The organism is Actinoplanes palleronii (assembly GCF_016862315.1).
GTDB classification, from domain to species: domain Bacteria; phylum Actinomycetota; class Actinomycetes; order Mycobacteriales; family Micromonosporaceae; genus Actinoplanes; species Actinoplanes palleronii.
Map to the genome: position 1 here is coordinate 25,699 of NZ_BOMS01000046.1, position 19,412 is coordinate 45,110.

21 protein-coding genes and 1 riboswitch are annotated in these 19,412 nt (G+C 71.2%); of the genes, 14 read left to right on the forward strand and 7 right to left on the reverse strand.

Features of this window, described 5'->3' with window-relative positions; translation table 11 throughout:
* Positions 1–163 precede the first annotated feature (163 nt).
* The 7 genes from Apa02nite_RS16985 (at position 164) to Apa02nite_RS17015 (ending at position 5,926) form a co-directional block, all read left to right on the forward strand.
* Positions 164–685, forward strand: coding sequence for a PAS domain-containing protein (locus Apa02nite_RS16985; protein WP_203825825.1), 522 nt, complete (start codon positions 164–166; stop codon positions 683–685).
* A complete protein-coding gene (locus Apa02nite_RS16990; RefSeq protein ID WP_203825826.1) occupies positions 685–1,620 on the forward strand; it encodes a PAS domain-containing sensor histidine kinase in 936 nt (311 codons plus the stop codon). The genes Apa02nite_RS16985 and Apa02nite_RS16990 overlap by 1 nt, the downstream gene beginning before the upstream one ends.
* Positions 1,621–1,633: 13 nt before the next feature.
* Positions 1,634–2,026 carry a response regulator gene (locus tag Apa02nite_RS16995; protein WP_203825827.1) on the forward strand — a complete coding sequence of 131 codons (393 nt, stop codon included), beginning with the start codon at positions 1,634–1,636 and terminating at the stop codon, positions 2,024–2,026.
* A 53-nt stretch (positions 2,027–2,079) separates the two neighbouring features.
* Positions 2,080–4,131: a hybrid sensor histidine kinase/response regulator gene (locus tag Apa02nite_RS17000; protein WP_203825828.1), complete on the forward strand. Its 2,052-nt coding sequence runs from the start codon at positions 2,080–2,082 to the stop codon at positions 4,129–4,131.
* Positions 4,132–4,243: 112 nt separating this feature from the next.
* Positions 4,244–4,597, forward strand: a complete 354-nt coding sequence (locus Apa02nite_RS17005) for a DoxX family protein (protein ID WP_067698331.1) — start codon at positions 4,244–4,246, stop codon at positions 4,595–4,597.
* 154 nt (positions 4,598–4,751) lie between these two features.
* Positions 4,752–5,363, forward strand: a complete 612-nt coding sequence (locus Apa02nite_RS17010) for an alpha/beta fold hydrolase (protein WP_203825866.1) — start codon at positions 4,752–4,754, stop codon at positions 5,361–5,363.
* On the forward strand, positions 5,360–5,926 hold the full coding sequence (locus Apa02nite_RS17015) for a P-loop NTPase family protein (protein ID WP_203825829.1): 567 nt from the start codon (positions 5,360–5,362) through the stop codon (positions 5,924–5,926). Before Apa02nite_RS17010 ends, Apa02nite_RS17015 begins: the two co-directional genes overlap by 4 nt.
* 4 nt (positions 5,927–5,930) lie before the next feature.
* Here Apa02nite_RS17015 and Apa02nite_RS17020 read toward each other — a convergent pair whose 3' ends face one another.
* Both Apa02nite_RS17020 and trpD read right to left on the reverse strand, forming a co-directional pair.
* Complete coding sequence (locus Apa02nite_RS17020; RefSeq protein ID WP_203825830.1) at positions 5,931–6,734, reverse strand: YwqG family protein; 804 nt, start codon at positions 6,732–6,734, stop codon at positions 5,931–5,933.
* Between the two features lie 20 nt (positions 6,735–6,754).
* On the reverse strand, positions 6,755–7,774 hold the full coding sequence (gene trpD, locus Apa02nite_RS17025; protein WP_203825831.1) for an anthranilate phosphoribosyltransferase: 1,020 nt from the start codon (positions 7,772–7,774) through the stop codon (positions 6,755–6,757).
* 221 nt (positions 7,775–7,995) lie between these two features.
* On the opposite strand from trpD, the gene Apa02nite_RS17030 reads away from it, so the two are divergent.
* The 5 genes from Apa02nite_RS17030 to Apa02nite_RS17050 all read left to right on the forward strand — a co-directional run bounded on the left by Apa02nite_RS17030 (position 7,996) and on the right by Apa02nite_RS17050 (position 12,156).
* On the forward strand, positions 7,996–9,384 hold the full coding sequence (locus tag Apa02nite_RS17030) for an amino acid permease (RefSeq protein WP_203825832.1): 1,389 nt from the start codon (positions 7,996–7,998) through the stop codon (positions 9,382–9,384).
* A gap of 92 nt (positions 9,385–9,476) precedes the next feature.
* Positions 9,477–10,136, forward strand: a complete 660-nt coding sequence (locus Apa02nite_RS17035; protein WP_203825833.1) for a VirB8 family type IV secretion system protein — start codon at positions 9,477–9,479, stop codon at positions 10,134–10,136.
* A gap of 386 nt (positions 10,137–10,522) precedes the next feature.
* A riboswitch (cobalamin riboswitch) is annotated at positions 10,523–10,594 on the forward strand.
* A 58-nt stretch (positions 10,595–10,652) separates the two neighbouring features.
* On the forward strand, positions 10,653–10,856 hold the full coding sequence (locus tag Apa02nite_RS17040) for a CbtB domain-containing protein (RefSeq protein WP_203825834.1): 204 nt from the start codon (positions 10,653–10,655) through the stop codon (positions 10,854–10,856).
* Positions 10,847–11,620, forward strand: coding sequence for a CbtA family protein (locus tag Apa02nite_RS17045; protein WP_203825835.1), 774 nt, complete (start codon positions 10,847–10,849; stop codon positions 11,618–11,620). Before Apa02nite_RS17040 ends, Apa02nite_RS17045 begins: the two co-directional genes overlap by 10 nt.
* A 65-nt stretch (positions 11,621–11,685) precedes the next feature.
* On the forward strand, positions 11,686–12,156 hold the full coding sequence (locus tag Apa02nite_RS17050) for a MaoC family dehydratase (RefSeq protein ID WP_203825836.1): 471 nt from the start codon (positions 11,686–11,688) through the stop codon (positions 12,154–12,156).
* Positions 12,157–12,328: 172 nt separating this feature from the next.
* Here Apa02nite_RS17050 and Apa02nite_RS17055 read toward each other — a convergent pair whose 3' ends face one another.
* Genes Apa02nite_RS17055 through Apa02nite_RS17065 form a run of 3 tightly spaced genes read right to left on the reverse strand, consistent with a single transcriptional unit; the run spans position 12,329 to position 14,996 of the window.
* The gene (locus Apa02nite_RS17055) at positions 12,329–13,531 is read right to left on the reverse strand and encodes an RNA polymerase sigma factor (RefSeq protein WP_275412476.1); all 1,203 of its coding nucleotides are present in this window, start codon (positions 13,529–13,531) and stop codon (positions 12,329–12,331) included.
* A complete protein-coding gene (locus Apa02nite_RS17060; protein WP_203825837.1) occupies positions 13,528–13,899 on the reverse strand; it encodes a YciI family protein in 372 nt (123 codons plus the stop codon). The genes Apa02nite_RS17055 and Apa02nite_RS17060 overlap by 4 nt, the downstream gene beginning before the upstream one ends.
* A gap of 11 nt (positions 13,900–13,910) precedes the next feature.
* Positions 13,911–14,996 (reverse strand): ArsR/SmtB family transcription factor, encoded by a 1,086-nt coding sequence (locus Apa02nite_RS17065; RefSeq protein WP_203825868.1) that lies wholly within the window; start codon positions 14,994–14,996, stop codon positions 13,911–13,913.
* 62 nt (positions 14,997–15,058) lie between these two features.
* On the opposite strand from Apa02nite_RS17065, the gene Apa02nite_RS17070 reads away from it, so the two are divergent.
* Positions 15,059–16,342 (forward strand): MFS transporter, encoded by a 1,284-nt coding sequence (locus Apa02nite_RS17070; protein WP_203825838.1) that lies wholly within the window; start codon positions 15,059–15,061, stop codon positions 16,340–16,342.
* Positions 16,343–16,415: 73 nt separating this feature from the next.
* The gene (locus Apa02nite_RS17075; protein ID WP_203825839.1) at positions 16,416–17,225 is read left to right on the forward strand and encodes a pentapeptide repeat-containing protein; all 810 of its coding nucleotides are present in this window, start codon (positions 16,416–16,418) and stop codon (positions 17,223–17,225) included.
* Positions 17,226–17,250: 25 nt separating this feature from the next.
* Here Apa02nite_RS17075 and Apa02nite_RS17080 read toward each other — a convergent pair whose 3' ends face one another.
* Both Apa02nite_RS17080 and Apa02nite_RS17085 read right to left on the reverse strand, forming a co-directional pair.
* Positions 17,251–18,240 (reverse strand): BtrH N-terminal domain-containing protein, encoded by a 990-nt coding sequence (locus Apa02nite_RS17080; protein WP_203825840.1) that lies wholly within the window; start codon positions 18,238–18,240, stop codon positions 17,251–17,253.
* A complete protein-coding gene (locus Apa02nite_RS17085) occupies positions 18,237–19,145 on the reverse strand; it encodes a MerR family transcriptional regulator (protein WP_203825841.1) in 909 nt (302 codons plus the stop codon). The genes Apa02nite_RS17080 and Apa02nite_RS17085 overlap by 4 nt, the downstream gene beginning before the upstream one ends.
* Between the last annotated feature and the right edge of the window lie 267 nt (positions 19,146–19,412).

A 19,412-nucleotide genomic window follows, 5' to 3' on the forward strand; every position in this document is an offset into this window, starting at 1 on the left:
CGCGTCATCTCGCCGCCCGCCCGGCGCCGGGCGCACCCGCCCGCAGCGACCCCACGGACCTCACTGACCCGCCCCCGCGTCACGGATCCCGAAACAGGGGGTAGGTGGGAAACCCGAGGGCTAGCCTGAAATCGATCGTTTTATACGAATAAATAATATCTTGATGGTGGTGATTGTCGTGCTCGAGTACGCCTCACGAGCTGAAGCGGTGTTCCAGGCTGCACCGGATGCGATCGTGGGCATCGATTCGAGCGGCCGGATCCTGCTGGTGAACACCCAGGCCGAACGACTGTTCGACTACGACCACGACGAGTTGATCAACCAGCCGGTCGAGGTCATCGTCCCGGAAGCGGCCAGCGGCGGGGTGTACCCGGCCCGTCCCACCTCCCAACTCGACAACCCGGACCGCCCGCGCCGGGCGGACACCGCGGTGACCCTGACCGGGCGGCGCAAGGGCGGCGACGAGTTCCCGGCCGAGATCTCCCTGTCGGTCGTCGACACCGATGACGGACCGGTCGTGGCGGCGGCCATCCACGACGTCAGCGTCCGCAAGGACGCCGAGGCGAAGTTCCGCTGGATGATCGAGGTCGCCCCGGACGCCATCCTCGGCGTCGACGCCTCGGGCTCCATCGAGTTGGTGAACCGCAGTGCGAAAACCTGTTCGGCCGCAGCCACGACGATCTGATGGGCCTGCCGGTCGAGGCCGTGCTCCCCGGCGGGCTGCGTCCGGTCGACGCGGGTCAGGTCGGTGCCTGTGTGGTGATGTCGGCCGTGCACGAGGACGGCACCGCCATCCCGGTCGAAGTCAGCCTCAGCGCCTTGGAGACCACCACCAGCGGCCGGCTCACCATGGCCGCGGTCCGGGACATCTCCGACCGCAAACACATCGAGCACCTGCTGCAGCACAACGTCTCCGAGCTGGAACGGGCCAGCCGGGTCAAGAACAACCTGCTGGCCAGCATGAGTCACGAGCTGCGCACCCCGCTCAACGCCATCCTGGGTTTCACCGGCACCCTGCTGATGAAGCTGCCCGGCCCGCTCAACGCCGAACAGGAACACCAGCTGCACCTGGTGAAGGCGAGCGGCGTGCACCTTCTCTCGATCATCAACGACCTGCTCGACCTCGCCCAGATCGAGTCCGGCAAGGTCCAGATCGTGCTGGTACCGGTCGACTGCCGCGCCGTGGTCGACGCGGTCGTGCAGTCCCTGGAGCCGCTGGCCGAGACCCACCACGTCACCCTGCACGTGGAGGGACCCGAGGTGCCGGTGTCCGCGACCGCCGACAAACGCGCGCTGAGCCAGATCGTGGTGAACCTGGTCAACAACGCGATCAAGTTCGCCGAGGGCAGCCAGGTGCGCATCCGGCTGACGCTGCAGGAGTCTGGCGACCGGATCCAGATCTCGGTGCACGACACCGGCCCGGGCATCCCGGAAACGGACCTGGACCGGATCTTCTGCGCGTTCGAGCGGAGCGCCGCCACCGCGAAGGCCACCGACGAAGGCACCGGTCTCGGCCTGCACATCTCGCAGAAGCTCGCCGAGCTGATGAACTCCACCGTCACCGTGGCCAGCGTCGTCGGTGAGGGCAGCACCTTCGCCATCTCCCTGGCCACCTGCTGAAACGGAGCAGGTCATGAACGCGCGCATCCTGGTCATCGAAGACACTCCGAACAACATGTATCTGATGACGTACCTGCTGCAAGCGCACTCGCACACCGTCACCCCGGCGGCCAGCGGAGAGGAAGCCCTCGCGCTGGCCCGGGCGTCACGCCCCGACCTGGTCGTGATGGATCTGCAGCTGCCCGGCATCGACGGCTACCAGACGTTGGCGGCCATGCGCGCCGAGCCGGGACTGCGCGAGGTGCCGGTCGTCGCCGTGACGTCCTTCGCGCTCGTGGGCGACCGCGACCGGATCCTCAACGCCGGCTTCGACCACTACGTGGCAAAACCCATCGACCCGGCGACGTTCACCGACGAGATCGACGCCTACCTGCCGCAGCTGTTGCGCAGCTCCGTACCGAACTGAACGGTGCGCCTGCCCGGCGCGGCTCCGTAGCAAGAGAAAGTCCTGAGGCTGTCATGGCTACCGTCCTTGTCGTCGACGACCGCGCCACCAACCGGGAACTCGTGCGCACCCTGCTCGGATACCAAGGGCATCGGGTCATCGAGGCCCACGAGGGCGCCGAGGCACTCGACCTGGCTCACTCCCAGCATCCCGACCTGGTCGTCACCGACATGCTGATGCCCGGGATGGACGGTTACGAACTGGCCCGGGAGCTGCGCTCCGCGCCGGACACCGCCGCGACACCCATCGTGTTCTACACGAGCAACTATCAGGAATCGGAGATCCAGCCCTTCGCCCAGGCGATCGGGGTGGCCCGGGTGCTGCTCCGGTCGTCGGAGCCACAGGAACTCATGCGGACCGTCGACGAGGTCCTGGCCGCGGGACCGGGCCTGGTCGGGCCGATCGACACCGCGCAGGTCGACCGCGAGTACCTGCGCGCGGTCACCGGGAAGCTCTTCGAGAAGGCCACGGCGTTGAGCACCACCGAGAAACGTTTCCGGCTGATGGCCGACGCCTCGCCGGTGGGTATCGCGTTCGGCGACCCGCACGGGTCCGCCAGCTACGTCAACGCCCGGCTCTGCGAGATCACCGGGCTGCCCGCCGACGACCTGCTCGGCCTGGGCTGGCTCACCTGCGCCGGCCAGGAGCACCGCGACGAGGTTCTCACCGTCGCCCGCGGCGACGGGCCCCGCGACGTCCGGCACCGGTATCGCAGCCACATCGGGTTGAGCGGCCGCACCGCGCGATGGCTCAACGTGCACGTCGAGGCGGTCCAGGACGACGAGGGCAGCCACGTCGGCTTCATCAGCACGATCGACGACGTGACCGCCCACGTCGAGAGCGACCAGCGGCGCCACGCCACGCAACGCCAGCACGACCTCGACGACCGGGACCGGGCCCGGGAACGGCTCGGCAGCCTCAGCACCCTGGCCGGCGGCGTCGCCCACGACTTCAACAACATCCTGGGCTCGATCCTGGCCTTCGAGAGCTTCGTGTCCGAGTCCGTCGCCGAACTGACCGTCGCCGGCCGCCTGGACCCCGAGAGCAGCACGGCCATCCTCAACGACCTGGGACAGATCCGCAAAGGCGGTGAACGGGCCACCGGCCTGACCCAGCAGCTGCTGACCTTCGGCTCCCGCAAGGTGATCAACCTGTCGGCGCTCGACCTGAACCGGGCCGTGCGCGAATCCAACGCGCTGCTCGCCCCGACCCTGGGCACCCGCGTGCACATCGTCACCCACCTCGCGGACGACCTGCGTCTGGTGCTCGCCGAGCCCACCAACATCGCGCAGATCCTGCTCAACCTCACCGTCAACGCCGGCCATGCGATGCCCGGCGGCGGCACGCTGACCATCATCACGTCCAACGTCGTGATCACCGAGGAACCCGGTGAATCGGGTCCCGCCCCGCAGACCGCCGGGCACTACGTCCGGCTCACCGTCCGCGACACCGGTGAGGGAATGACCCCGGAGACGCTGCAACACGCGATCGAGCCGTTCTTCACCACCAAGGGCCGGGGCCTGGGCAGCGGGTTCGGGCTGGCCATCGTCTACGGGATCGTCAACCAGCTCGGCGGTGTGCTCCGCATCGAATCGGAACCCGGCCACGGCGCCATGTTCACCATCTACCTGCCGACGACGGAACAGACCGTCGAACCACCGCCCGACACGGTGGCGGCGGCCGTCGGCGGCACCGAGACCATCCTGATCGCCGAGGACGACGACGGTATCCGTGAGGCGCTCACCCGGACCCTGTCCGGCGCCGGTTACACGACCCTCACCGCGGCCTCCGGCCCGGACGCGCTCGCCCTGGCCGACCAGCACACCACCGGCATCGACCTGCTCGTCTCGGACATCGTCATGCCCGGCATGCTCGGCGACGAGCTCGCCGCGGCGCTGCAGCAACGACGGCCCGCCATCAAGGTCCTGCTCGTGTCGGGCTACGCCGGCGACCTGATGAGCCACTACGGCGTCCTCAAACCCGGTGTCACCGTGCTGGCGAAACCGTTCACCAGCGACGAGTTGCTCACCGCCGTCCGTACCTCGATCGGTATCGCCGCGGTCTGACCGCCGGGCGGGGTCACGACGGCCCGGTCACCGGCAACCCGGCACCGCGCCCGGCCTCACATCCGGCCGGGCTGTGTCGTCGGTGCGGTAGCCGACCGTGAAGGAGCCCCCCGTGTCCGCCGCCTATCTCACCACCACCGGCCTCGCCGCGTTCCTCGCCGCCAGTGCCGCGGTCACCTACCTGATCGGGCACGACTACCCGAAGGCGCAGCTGCGGATGAAACGCCTGCCGCTGTGGTGGATGCCGATGCTCGGTGTCATCCTGGCCGCCGGCGCCGCGGGCCTGCTGATCGGCCTCGCCGTACCGATCCTGGGTGTCCTGGCCGCCGCCGGCCTGGTCCTCTACTTCGTCGGCGCGTTCACCGCCCACCTGCGGGTCGGCTCCCGCGCCCTGGCCGGCCCGGCGGTCTTCTTCACCGTGATGCTCACCAATCTGGGGGTGACCCTGGCTCACCGGTTCTGCTGACCGCAAAATCGGCCTGCGGGGGACAGCCGCGGGCCGGGGCGGGCTGGCATGGTGGAGGCGCCGACGTGAACAGGGGGACGATGACGTGACCACGATCGACGCCGCAGGGATCACCCTCGCCTACCGCACCGCCGGGGAGCCGGGCCGCCCGCCGATGGTGCTGCTGCACGGGCTCGGCGACAGCTCCGCCGACTGGCACACCGTGCTGACCGATCTCGCACAGACCCACCACGTGCACGCGCTCGACCTGCGCGGGCACGGCAGCAGCGCACACCCGGGCGCGTACTCGTTCGAGCTGATGCGCGACGACGTGCTCGCCTACCTCGACGCGGCCGGCATCGCCCGGTGCGTGCTGGTCGGGCACTCGATGGGTGGCATGGTCGCCGCGCTGCTCACCCTGGCCGCACCGGACCGGGTCACCCACCTGGTCCTGGAGGACAGCAGCCTGCCGCGGCCCGGGTCGCTGCCCCGGCCGCCGCTGGACCCGCCGGCCGAGCCGACACCGTTCGACTTCGCCGCGGTCACCGCGATCCGCGCCCAGCTCAACGACCCCGACCCGGCCTGGTTCGCGTCGCTGTCCGAGATCGCCGTCCCCACCCTGATCATCAGTGGGGCGGAGAGCCCGATCCCGCACGAGCTGCTCGCCGACAGCGCCGACCGGATCCCGGACGCGATGCTGGTCACCGTGACCGCCGGGCACAACGTGCACGTCGAACAGCCGACCGCGTTCCTCACCGAGATCCACCGCTTCCTGAACCGCCCGTGACCGATCCCGATCAGCCCGGCCCGGCGCGGCTCACCACCGCGCGACGGATCGTCGTCTACGGCGTCACCGGGTCCGGCAAGACCACCCTGGCCCGCCGGATCGGCGAACGCACCGGCCTGCCCTGGCACAGCGTCGACGACCTCACCTGGGAACCCGGCTGGGTCGAGGTCCCGCTCGCCGTGCAACGCGACCGGATCGCCGCGATCTGCGCCGGCGACGCCTGGGTGCTCGACAGCGCCTACCTGTCCTGGGCCGACATCCCGCTGGCCCGCGCCGACCTGATCGTCGGCCTCGACCTGTCGCGCCCGCTGCTGCTGTACCGGCTGGTCACCCGCACCCTGATCCGCGGGATCGTCCGCACCCCGATCTGCAACGGCAACACCGAGTCGCTGCGCGAAGCCCTGTCCCGCGACTCGATCGTGCTGGTCCAGTTCCGGTCCCTGCCCCGCAAACGCGCCCGCCTGCGCGCCTGGCAGGCCGACCCCGCGATGCCACCGGTGGTCCTGCTCCGCTCCGCGCGCGCGGTCCGCGCCTGGCTTGACACCCTTCCCGGTACGACCTGACGCCTCACTCGGTGAACTCGCAGAACGACAGCGCCTGATCGAACCGCCCGGCGGCCAGGTCCTCGTGCCGGATCAGGAACCGCCCGTTCACGTACTCCTGGTGCGGCACCGCGAACTGGGCCAGCGCCACCCACTCGCGCTGCACCGCCTCCTCGGAGCTGTCCTCGGCCAGGATCCACTCGGGGCTGTTCTGCGCCGAGACGGAGTACCCGCCGAGCAGCAGGTCGTCCTCGATCCACGGCACCCGGCCGGGCCAGAGCCGGTCGACGAGGGCCGCCAGTTCCGCGGCGTGCGGCAGGTCGCCGAGCACCTGGTCCTGCAGGCCGGACGGCTGCTCCGGCAGGTCCGGCTCGACCCGCGCGTACAGGTCGTGTTCCGGGCCGGTCAGCGGCTCGTCGTCGCAGTCGTCGTCCGGTGGCCCGGTCGGTGCGGTCACCGCGCCGGCCGGCACGTGCACCACCCGGGCGAACTGCTGCTCCTCCGGTATCGAACACGACGACATGGCCGCCTCGGGCGACAGGAAGAACAGCAGCGACCCACCGGCCGGCAGGGCGAACCCGGCGATCCGGGGCAGCGCCGCACAGTCGACCGCCGCCAGGTACGGCAACGGCACCCCGGGCCGGATGCACGGCCAGGCGATGTCGGCGGGCAGGTGCGGCAGCCCGCCGAACCGTCCGGCGCGCACCCCGTCCGGCCCGGCACCGGCCCGGATCCGGAACCGCAGCACCAGGTCGGCGTACCGGACGGCCTCGCCGCGCGGCACACCCTGCTCGGTCGCGGCCCGCAGGAATCGATCGTGATAGTCCATGACCGGACATAGTGGCAGAGCTATCCGACACAACTGCGGCTCGCGGCGACCCAGCGCTCCACGGTGGCCGTCGCCGCGCCGCTGCCGACCACCTCGGCGCACCGGGCCAGGGCCGCCGGGAACGAGCGCCCGTCGACGGCGACCAGCATCGCGGCCGCGTTCAGCAGCACCACGTCGCGGATCGGGCCGGGCTCACCGCCGAACACGGCGCGCGCGATCCGGGCGTTGTGCACGGCGTCACCGCCGCGCAGCTGCGCCGGGACCGCCCGGGCCAGGCCCAGCCGCGCCGGGTCGAGGACCGTGGCGCGCACCGTGCCGTCGCGCACCGTCCACACCCGCGACGTGGTCGTGGTGGTGAGCTTGTCCAGGCCGTCGTCACCGCGTACCACCAAAGCCTGAACGCCGCGCCCGGCGAACATGTCGGCGACCAGCGGTGCCAGCCGCGCATCGGCCACACCGACCACCTGGTGCCCCGGAGCGGCCGGGTTGATCAGCGGTCCGAGGACGTTGAAGACGGTCGGCACCCCGAGCGAGCGCCGCACCGCCGCCACGTGCCGCAACCCCGGGTGGTACCGCGGCGCGAACAGGAACGTGATCCCGGCCTCGGCCGCGACCCGGGCGGCCTGCGCCGGCGACAGGTCCAGGCGCACCCCGAGCTGCTCGACCAGGTCGGCGGCCCCGGCGGTCGCCGACGACGCGGCCCGGCCACCGTGCTTGACCACGGTCACCCCGGTCGCGGCGGCGACCACCGCCGCCATCGTGGAGATGTTCACCGCGCCGGTGCCGTCCCCACCGGTCCCGGCGATGTCCACGACCGGCCCGGGGATCACCACCGGCAGCGCACTCGCCAGGGACGCCTCGACCAGGCCGGTCAGCTCCGCGGCGGTCTCGCCCTTGGTGCGCAGCGCGGCCGCGAACCCGGCCACCTGCACCGGATCCAGCTCACCGCCGACGATCTTGCTCATCGCCCAGGCGGCCTGTTCCCGGGTCAGGTCGGTCCGGCGCAGCAGGCTCGGCAGGATGGTCTTCGACAGCGGCATCGTGGAGGTCCTCGCAGGGTGCGGGGTCGCCCGCCGAGGGTGCACACAAAAAACGGCCGCCTCGACGAGGCGGCCGGTGGGGATGGTTCGACAGGTGGCCGCCTAGCAGGCGCGCCACCACAGCATCGAACACGAGATCACGACACGGACCCTAACAAATCGACCTCTGTGGATGCGCTGGGCGGCGCGGCGTGATACTCCAGAGCGACAGGGAGGTGCCCATGCGCTCCGAGATCTTCCGCCGCAAACCCGTCGAGGACATCACCGACGACCACGACACCGGCCTCACCCGCACCCTCGGGCTGTGGCAACTGACCGCGATCGGGGTCGGCGGCATCATCGGCGCCGGCATCTTCGCCCTCGCCGGCGCGGTCGCCCACGAGACCGCCGGACCCGCCGTACTCATCTCGTTCCTGATCGCCGGGATCGCCTCCGCCGCCGCCGCGCTCTCCTACGCCGAGTTCGCCGGCATGATCCCCAAAGCCGGGTCCGCCTACACGTACGGCTACGCCGTGCTCGGCGAACTCGCCGGCTGGTTCATCGGCTGGGACCTGCTCCTGGAATACACCGCGATCGTCGCCGTCGTGGCCATCGGCATCTCCGGCTACTTCAGCTTCCTGGTCGGTGAACTCGGCGCCGACCTGCCCGCCTGGATGCTCGGCGCGCCCGGCACCGGCGACGGCCACGTCGTCGACCTGTTCGCCGTGGTGCTCTGCCTGCTGATCGCGTACCTGCTCAACCGCGGCATCCGCTCCGCCGCCCGGTTCGAGACCGCCGTCGTCGGCATCAAGATCCTCGTGGTGCTGCTGGTCGTGGTCGTCGGCATGTTCCACCTCAACACCGCCAACTACACGCCGTACTTCCCGTTCGGCGTCAGCGGCGCGATCACCGGCGCCGCCACCGTCTTCTTCGCCGTCTTCGGCTACGACGCGATGTCCACCGCCGCCGAGGAATCCGCCGACTCCCGCCGCCACATGCCCAAAGCCATCCTCTACAGCCTGGCCATCTCCATGGTCCTCTACGTGCTGGCCACCCTGGTCCTGACCGGCATGCAGAACTACCGCGACATCGACCCGGAGAGCGGCTTCTCCACCGCGTTCGCCTCGGTCGGGCTCAACGGCCTCGCCGACGTCATCGCGGTCGGCGCCATCATCGGCATCCTCACCGTCATGTTCACCTTCATGCTCGGCGTCACCCGCGTCTGGTACGCCATGAGCCGCGACGGCCTGCTCCCCGCCTGGTTCGCCCACCTGCACCCCACCCGCCGCGTCCCCAGCCGCGTCACCTGGATCGTCGGCGTCGCCTCCGCCCTGATCGCCGGCTTCCTGCCGATCCGCGAAGCCGCCGAACTCACCAACATCGGCATCCTGCTCGCCTTCGTCGTCGTCTGCATCGCCGTGATCGTGCTGCGCTACCGCCGCCCCGACCTGCCCCGCACCTTCCGCCTGCCACTGATGCCGGTCATCCCCGCCGTCGGCGTCGTCTTCTCCCTCTGGCTGATCACCTTCCTGGACCCGATCACCTGGCTGCGCTTCGCCATCTGGTTCCTGCTCGGCCTGATCATCTACTTCACCTACAGCCGCAAACACTCCGCGCTCAACAACCGCTGACCCCCCAGACCGCTTCCACTCACCGTCACCCCTTTCTTGTACGCCGGGAAGCGCCCCGTCTCCACGTCCCCGGCCCGGAAGTCGATGCGCTGATGCGCGAACGCGCCGGGCGCTCGATCGGGCCGGGAACCTGTCCGGGATCGACAGGCCTGCGGCTCCGGGTCGTGATGTGCCAGCATGTGAAACCAAAGCGTCCACAATGGCTGATCCTGGCCGGCAGTACCGAAGGAGACTTCGTGTCGTCAGTTCACGCGTGGCCTGTCCCCGAATCCCACTCCCGCAGGACTCCCCGGTGGCTGGCGCTCGTCGCCACGCTCGTCGCCGTCGTGGCCACCCTGACCATTCCGTCGCCGGCCGCGGCCGGCACATCGTACTTTCCGACCATCAAGATAACGACCGGTAGTGGCCAGGGTGTGAACATCAAGGCTGGCGTCTACGTCTACGACTACGACGAATTCGCGTGGACCAAGACGTACGCGACGTCCTTCGGGTCGCAGAATCACCGGGTCGACTTCGCGTTGGTGAAGAACGGCATTCGATCCGTGAGTTACTACCACCCCAATGTCGGCACCGGCACCTGGGAGGACTGCCTCGGAGGCACGAACACCAACTGCCCGGGTACCCAGTCAGGAGCTCCGGCCTACCTGCAGGTCACGGTGAGCAATCTGAGCACCGGCACCTGTCGCACGGCGTACCTGTCCAGCGCCGCGATGAACACCACCAAGCAGTGGGGCACCCCCAGCTCCTGTTGAGCGAAGCGACCGGCGGCCGGTGCGGGCCAGACGAACCGCACCGGCCATCACCACGCCCCGGTCGAGGGTGTCGTCGGCACCGACCACCAGCGAGATGTTGATCACCTGGGCGTAGCCGGGACCGGCCGTCCAGCCCACCCCTGCCGCGTCATCCGGATCACCGCCGGACACCCGCACCGACACGCCGGTCGCCGGGGCCGTCCACCGCTCCACCGGGTACGGGATCACCGGCACCACCACCGCGCACCCCAGCACCCACACCCGCCACATCGTCCACACCCCCGGCCACCAGCGACACCCGCGAATGTCATCGGCGCCGCGCCATCCCGGTTGTGCCCCCAGCACAGCGGCGGTTAGGTTGTGGGGGCCATCTGCGGCGTCGTGAGGGAAACCGGTGAAAGTCCGGTGCGGTCGCGCCACTGTGAACTGCCCCCGCAGGGGACAGTGAGTCAGGACGCTCACGCGACCGCAGCCTGTTGATCGGGACGCGTCATCCCGTAGGAGGTTGATTCCGCCATGCCCAAGGCTGATTCCGTCAAGCCGCTCGTCATCCCCGCGATCTCCACGCGCCTGCTGCTCACCGCCGCCGGTGTCGTCATCCTGCTGCTCGCCCTCGCCTACCTGGTCGCCTTCGACCAGGGCGCCCTCTCGCGCAGCGGCATGTACATGCACGAGCTCATGCACGACGGCCGACACCTGCTGGGCGTCCCGTGTCACTGACCGCCGACCGGAAACCGACGTTCGGCCGGATCCTGATCGCCGGCATCCTGGCCGGGCTCATCGCCGGGCTGCTCGCCGGCACGTTCGCGTTCTTCGCCGGTGAACCCCGCGTCGACGCGGCCATCGCGATCGAGGAACAGAACGCGCTCGCCCACGGCGAGTCCGGCGGCGAAGAACTCGTCAGCCGCGACACCCAGAAGCACGTCGGCCTGCCCCTGGCCACCGGCCTGTACGGGATGGCCGTCGGCGGCTTCCTCGCCGTCGCCTACACCCTGCTGCGCCACCGCCTGCGCACCGGCAGCGACACCCGCGCCGCCCTCGGCCTCGCCGGCGCCGGCCTGCTCGGCATCGTCATCGTGCCGTTCCTGAAATACCCGCCGAACCCACCCGCGGTCGGCGACCCCGCCACCATCGACCAGCGGACCCTCAGCTACCTCGCCGTGCTCGCGCTCGGCCTGGTCGCGGTCTGGGCCGGCGTCGTCGCCGCCCGCACCCAGACCCACGAGTGGCGCCGCGCCACCGCCGGCCTGGCCGGCTTCCTGGTCGTGGTCACCGTCGCCTACCTGCTGCTGCCCACCATCGACGAGGTGCCCGCCACCTTCCCTGCCGTGCTGCTGTGGAAGTTCCGGCTCGCCTCGCTCGGCACCCAGGTCGTGCTCTGGAGCGTCCTCGGTCTCGCGTTCGCCGGGCTGCTCAACCGGCTCGCGACCCGCAGCGCCAACCCGGCGGCGGCCCCGGCCGCCGTGGCGACCGCCGACGCCTGACCCGCACCACCAGAACGCCGCGCGAGCACCTCGCGCGGCGTTTTTTCTTGTCCTAGGCTGACCCGATGGCGCAGTTCAGCGGACTCGACGACCTGCTCGGCCACGTCGAGCTCGGCACCAGCGACTGGCACCTCGTCGACCAGCAGCGGATCACCGCGTTCGCCGAGGTGACCGGCGACCACCAGTGGATCCACGTCGACCCGGAACGCGCCCGCACCGACGGCCCGTTCGGCACCACGATCGCGCACGGCGCGCTGACCCTGTCGCTGTGCATGACGTTCCTGACCGAGGTCGTGCACGTCGACACCGTGACGTTCGTGGTCAACGGCGGCTTCGACCGGGTCCGCTTCCACACCCCGGTGCGCTGCGGGTCACGGCTGCGCGGCAAGGTCCGGCTGCTCGAGTCCCGGCGGCTGACCGGCGGCGCCCGGCTGATCCTGCGCACCACCGCCGAGATCGAGGGCGAGAAACGCCCGGCGTGCGTGGCCGATCAGATCCTGGCCCTCTACGAGCCCACCGCCCCGACCGAGGCGTAACCCAGGGTCCCGGGCTGGCTCTCAGGGGTGCCTCGACAGCGCTGACACACCCCTGAGAGCCAGCCCGGGACCGCAACCCGAAAAGTGGGCTGGTCGGCGAAGCCGTCCTTTTGGTGGTTGGTGCGGCTTGCCGCACTGCGCGTAGGTCATCCTAGGAAGATAGGAAATGACCTCACGGTCGCAGGCGGGCCGCGCGGGACTCCAGGTAGCGGCGCTCGGCCAGGCTCGCGGTGGCTTTCGCGGCACGACGGAAATTTTCGTACGCCGCAGCCGGCTCCCCCGCCTTCTCCAGCAGATGCGCCCGCACCGACGCCAGCCGGTGATGCCCGCGCACCCGCTCGTCGGCGTCCAACCCGGCCAGCAACGCCAGCCCCTCCCCCGGCCCGGCCACCTCGGCCAGCGCGATCGCCCGGTTCAACGTCACCATCGGGTTCGGCGCGATCCGCTCCAGGATCAGGTACAGCGCGTACACCTGCCGCCAGTCGGTCTCCCCCGCCGTCGCCGCGTCCGCGTGGGTGGCCGCGATCGCCGCCTGCAACTGGTACGGCCCCAGCACCGGCGCGCCCAGCGACACCCGGGCCAGCGCCAGCCCCTCCTCGATCAGCTCCCGGTCCCACACCGACCGGTCCTGCTCGTCCAGCGGCACCAGGTCACCGCCCGGCGTGGTCCGCGCCGCCCGCCGCGCATGGGTGAGCAGCATCAACGCCAGCAGCCCGGCCACCTCACCGTCCTGCGGCAGCTGCGCCCGGACCAGCCGGGCCAGCCGGATCGCCTCCCACGCCAGCTCGACCCGGTGCAACGACGAACCCGACGACGCCGTGTACCCCTCGTTGAAGATCAGGTAGAGCACGTGCAGGACCACCCGCAGCCGCTCCTCGAACGCCGCGCCGTCCGGCAACCGGAACACGCTGCCGGCCGCCCGGATCCGCTGCTTCGCCCGGGAGATCCGCGCCGCCATCGTCGCCTCCGGCACCAGGAACGCCCGGGCGATCTCCGCGGTGGTCAGCCCGCCGACCGCCCGCAACGTCAGCGCCGTCTGCGACGCCGCGGTCAGCGCCGGATGACAGCACAGGAACAGCAGCACCAGGGTGTCGTCGGTGTCCGGCACGTCCGGCGCCGGCTCGGCCACCGTCTCGCGCTCACGCCGGGCGTGCTCACTGCGCACGTGATCGATCAGCCGCCGCGACGCGACGGTCATCAGCCAGCCGCGCGGATTGTCCGGCACACCGTCGGCCGGCCACTGCACCGAGGCCGCGAGCCCGGCCTCCTGCACCGCGTCCTCACACCCCTCGAACTGCCCGTGCCGGCGCACCAGCGCGCCGAGGACCTGCGGCATCAGCCGACGCAGCAGGTCCTCGACAGCCGGGCCGCTCACGCCTCGAGAACCCCGTCGGCGAACATCACCTGCCGCACCTCCACCCCGAGCCCCTCGATCGCCGCGTCCGGGATCTGCGCCGCCAGCTCGATCGCCCGCGCCCGGTCCGCGCAGTCGATGAGGTAGAACCCGCCCAGGTACTCCTTCGCCTCCAGGAACGGCCCGTCGGACACCACCGGCTGCCCGTTGCGCACCGACACCACCACCGCCTGCGACGGATCCACCAGCGCCTGCGTGGTGATCAGCTCGCCGGACTCCTTCAGCCCCTCGATGAACCGGCCGTGCCCGTCACCGATCGCCGCCATCTCCTCCTCGGTCAGCGACTCCAGCACGGCCGGGTTGATGTGCATGCTGATCAGGAACTTCATCGTCGTACCCCTCAGATCTTTGTCGGCCCGGACAGGGCCGCTCGCCTGGTGGTCGGAGCGGCCGCGCCCACCTTGACATCCTCGCCCGGAATTTCTCGACCGGCGTTTTCGGTCAGGGCCACGCCCAGCGGCGTCAGTTCGTAGCGGACGGCGCGGCCCAGCCGGGTGCGGGTGACCAGGCCGGCGTCGCGCAGCACCGCCAGATGGCTGCCGACCGTGCCCAGGCTCAGGCTCAGCTGCGCGACCAGCTGCGACGTCGTCGCCGGCACCGCCAGGGCCCGCAACACGTCCGCGCGACGCTCACCGACCAGCCGGCTCAGGGCCGCGTCACCCGGGGCCCGCGCCGCCGGACCGAACAGGTCCGCGACACCCCGGGCCGGATAAACCAGAGCGTACGGCCATGGCGGCTCCACGTAGTTGATCAACGTGCCGAAGACCGTCGGCATCAGCAGCAGACCCTGGCCCGCCGGGCGCAGCCGCTCCCACTCGGTCCGTGACCCGGTGCGCACCTCGATCGTCCCGGCCTCACCGTCGGCACGCCACCGCACCCGCCGGTCGAGATCGGACAACGCGGCCGCCCAGCCGTCCCGCGCCAACTGCCCTGAGCGGTGCGCCACATCGCGCTCCAGCACCGCCCGCAACCGTGGCCAGTCCGGCTCCACCAGAACCCGCCAGCTCGCCTCCAGTGCGTCGGCGAGCTGGGCCACCACGTCCGGGGCGTCCAGGATCCGCTGCACGTGGTGGGCCGGCGGCCGCATCCCCGCCAGGTTGCGGGCCAGCTCCAGCCGGGCCCGGGGCAACGCCGTGGCCCGCACCACGGCCAGCTCGGCGGTGATGTCGGCACCGGGGCCCGACGGCGGCGGATGGATGAAGTCGGCGTTGTAGGCGCCCCGGCGGAACAACGCCGTCAACGCCCCGACGGCGGGGACCTGGGCGCGCAGCTGCTCGTACCGCGGGGCGACCCGCTCCGTCCACGGCCGCAACGGGCCGGCCGGCTGCACACCGGCGGCGACCCGCAACGCCTGCACCGCCTCACCCAGCGGCGAGATCGCGAACCGGGTCCGCGCCACGTCGACCGGGCCCACCTCGATGGCCAGCATGTTTAGCCTCCACGCGAAAGCTTAGCCACCCACGTGGGATGGCCGGGAGGCTGGCCGCCATGACCACCACGTACCGCGACGTGTTCGCCGTGGGCCAGTTCCGCGTGCTGTTCGCCGGCTACACCCTGTTCCTGATCGGCGAGACCGTCCGGATGCTCGCGCTGAGCGTGACCGTTTATGCCGCCACCGGGTCACCGCTGCTGTCGGCCCTGGCGTACGCCGCCGGTTTTCTTCCGTACGCCCTCGGCGGCGCATTCCTGCTGTCCTTCGCCGACCGCTGGCCACCGCGCCCGGTGCTGGTCGGCTACGACCTGCTGCGCGCCGCGGTCAGCGCCGTGCTCGCCGCCGAAATCCTGCCGGTCCCGGCCATGCTGGCCCTCGTCGTCGTCACCGGGCTGCCCAGCGTCGTGACCGCCGCGGCGCGTACCGCCCTGCTGCCCGACCTGCTCGCCGGCGACGGCTACGTGCTCGGCCGGGCCGTGTTCGCGATGACCGCCGGCGGCACCCAGGTGCTCGGCTTCGCCACCGGCGGTCTGCTGATCACCGCGGTCGGGGCGCGGGGCGCACTCGCCATCACCGCCGCGACGTGCCTGGCCTCAGCGGCGCTGCTGAGACTGCGACTGGCCGACCACCCACGCCGCCGCACGAGCGGCACCGTCAACAGCGCCGCCGTCAGCACCGGGTCGGTCTCTGGTTCTGGCGCCGGGACTGGCGTCAGGTCCGACATCGGCGTCGGCGTCGGCGTCGGCGAGACCTGGCGGGTGAACCGGTCGCTGCTCGGCCGGCCGGCGCTCCGTTCGCTGCTGCTGGCGCACTGGCTGGCACCGGCGCTGGCGGTCGGCGCCGAGGGCGTGCTGATTCCCTACGCCGCGCGGGCCGGCGCTCCGGACGCCGCCGGACTGCTCTTCGCCGCCGTCGCGGCCGGCATGTTCGGCGGCCACCTGATCGTCGGCCGGCTGGCCCGCCCCGACGCCCGGGAACGGCTGACCGGGCCGCTCGCGCTCGCCCTCGGGGTGCCGCTGCTGGCGTTCGCGCTGCAGCCGGCCCCGGGATACGCCGCCGTCCTGCTGGCGGTCTCCGGCGCCGGCGTCGCCTACCAGCTCGGGCTGGCCGGCCGGTTCCTCGACGCGGTACCCGCAGACCAGCGCGGCCAGGCGTTCGGGTTGCTGCTGACCGGCACGATGACGCTGCAAGGCCTGGCCGCCGCGGCGGGCGGCGCACTGGGCGAGGTCGCCGCACCGGGCCTGGTCATCGCGGCGGCCGGCGCGGCCTCGGCCACCGCGGCCCTGCTCTCCTGGCGAACCCTGACACCCCGGCGATCCGCGCCGTCCTGGCCATGTTGATCCGGGCGGCCCGGCCGCGGAGTTAGGGTGCGATGTGACGTCGGAATTCCGCATTGAGCCAGCCCACGCGGGGGTGCGGCGATACTGGCTGGTCACCGGCGAACGCCACGGCGGCCGCTTCGAGGTCCCGGACACCCACATCGACGTGAGTTTCGCCCACGCCCGGATGATTGACGTGGACTTCACCGGGGTGTGGTTCATCAGCTTCGTCGGGCACGACTCGGTGTTCGAACGGTGCGATTTCACCCGCACCCACCTCGATCACGTGCTGCTCGGCGCCACCGGCTACGGTGGCCGGCGCTGGGACGGGCGCAGCTGGCCGGAGACGGTGTTCCGGGAGCGCGACTTCACCCGCACCCGGATGCCACCGGACACCTATTTCGGCAACGCCCGCTTCGACCGCTGCGTCTTCGACTGCGGCAGCCTGCGCGACCAGACCGCGACCGAACACGCCCAGTTCATCGACTGCACGTTCCGCGGCACGGTCAACGACGTCTGCTTCTGGGGCACACCGACCCGCGGCAGCGACGTCATCGGCCGCGACCGCAACGCGTTCACCGGCAACGACTTCACCGCCGCCGCACTCGTCGACGTGGAGTTCCGCAACATCGACCTGCGCGCCCAACGATTCCCGGAGCCACCCGGCTACGCCCTGCTCGACCACGCCGACCAGCGGGTCGCGGCCGCCCTCGCCGCCCTGGCCGGCTGGCCCGACGACGCGGTCAAGGCCGACGCCGAGCAGTACCTGCGCAACCGGGCCGAGGACGCTGTCGAATACACCGAGAGCTACCTGCTCGCCTCACCGCACGAGATCGGCCAGCGCCTACCGGCCGAGGCCCGCGAACAGATCTACCGCATGCTCGTCGACTACCAGCACCAGTGACCCGCCGTCACCGGCACCGTGCGCGCTACGCACCTCCGATCGTGGCGAGGGACTGCATGGCGGAGCGCTCCCGAATGGCCACGTCGGCGAGCAGCGCCGATGCGTCGGCCAGCGAACCGGGGCTGCCGGTGCGGCCGGCGGCCTCGATGTGAGCCGCGACCTCGGTCCACCGGGGGACGATCTCGGCGTACTGCCGGTGACCGGCACGCAGGGCGTCGTCGTCGACGAAGGTCAGCGCCTCGGCGAGGAAATCCCGGTATATCGCCCGGAACAGCGCGCCGCCGGTGCCACCACGCTCCATCAGCATCGCGACCAGCGGAAGGTCCCGGGCCGGGTCCACGGACCGGCTGAGCCACGACGGCACCAGGGCGGCGGCCTTGGCGATGCCACGGTGACCGAGGTTCGCGATCGGCGGGTTCAGGAACGTCAGCGCGTTGGCCCGCACCGCCCCGCGCACCGCGGCGCCCAAGTCGGGACGGGCCGCCGGAGCGGTGAGCCGGAACGACAGGTGCCGGGCGGTCATCGGGCCACGCTCGGCACGGGCCCGCTCCAGGCTGGTCAGCGTGGTGGCGACCGCGCCGCCCTGCTGCGCGGTGTCGATCAGGTAGGCGTGGGTGTCGTCGTAGCCGTACAGCGCGACGACGTGCCCGCCGAAATGGGTCTTCGTGGTGAAGTAGTCCAGGTGGAAGCAGTCCAGCTGCAGACCGACCGGCTGCCCGGCCTCGAGAGCGGCGACGACGGTGCGCCAGGCCTTGCCGGGTGAACTGGTCTCCTCGACCCGCAGCCCGAGCCCGAGCCGCTCGGCCAACGTACGAGTGATCATGGCGGGTTTGCTGCGGCCGCCGAGGAACGGGAAGTCCATGTTCTTGGCATCCCAGTAGACGAACCCCAGCCCCTCACCCAACCCGAACAACATCGGCTCGGACAGCACCAGCCCTTCATGGCCCAGCAGCGCGCCGAGCGTGGTCGTCTCACAGTGCAGGCCCCCGGGAAAGGCCACCCCGTCAAGCTTCATGCGGCACCATCGCCGGCCAACCCCGTCGGCACCGGAACACGCACAGCATCCTCGGCCGGTCCGGAACCAGACGACTCCTGCCGAACCGGCCAGGCAACCTCGGTGCGCAGCGCGGATGCAGGCACATCCAGGCCCGGTGGCACCCGGTAGTGCTCCTCGGCCGGCCCGGCCAGAACCCTGCCGTGCTGAGCCAGCCAGCGGCCCAGCGACCGATAGGCCACACCGACCTCGTCATACCCACCCTCGTGCACGGTCGCGGCCAGCAGACACCCCGGCAACGTCCCCCGCTCGATCCCCGCCGTCGGCCGAGGCACCCGATCCACCGGAACGAACAACTCGACGTCGAGCTCCGACACGCCCGGCTCGGCGATCGCGTCGCTGCTGAGATATCGGGTGCCGGGCGGACCGGTCGGGCGGATCCCCTGCTCGGCGAGGGCGGCGAACAGCTGCGGATAGCCGTGCCCCAGCGCCCCCGCAAGGCCGCTCAGTGAGGTGCGCACCACCAGCCGGGCCACCGGCTGGGGATCACGCCGTCGTTCATAGACCCGCAGCCAAGCAGGCACCCGCTCCGGCTCGGCGAGCACCGCGCTCAACTGCCTGGCGATCTGATCCAGGCGTGCGGCCCGCGCCGACACCCGCTCCCGGTGCCGCTCGATGGCGGCACTCGCCCGGCGCGGGTCGTCGGTCGCCAGGATCTCGGCGATCTCCGGCAAGGGAACCTCCAGATCTCGTAGTCGCTGGATCAGCCCCGCCCGCGGGAACTGGTCGACGCTGTACCACCGGTACCCGGTGTCGGCGTCGACCCGCACCGGGACGAGCAGACCCAGCCGGTCGTAGTTGCGCAGCACCCGGACGGACAACCGGCTCGCCCGCGCGAACAACCCGATCGACATCAGCTCCGTCATCAGTACCTCCCACAGCCTCAACCCTCCCCTTGGGGCAAGGTCAAGCCCGATCCTCCCCCGAACACCAAAGGCCTGGCATGGTCGGCGAAGCCGTCCTTTGTGTTCGGGTGCGGCTTGCCGCACTACCCCTAAGGCTTCCTAGGACAATAGGATGAATCCATCCAGACAGCGTCCGGGTGAGAGCGGGCCCGGCGCGAGGCGGGAAGCGCGGCCGGGCCGTGAGTGGGAGCGGCGTCGCGCGGCCTCACGGGCGGGACGCGGCTCGTA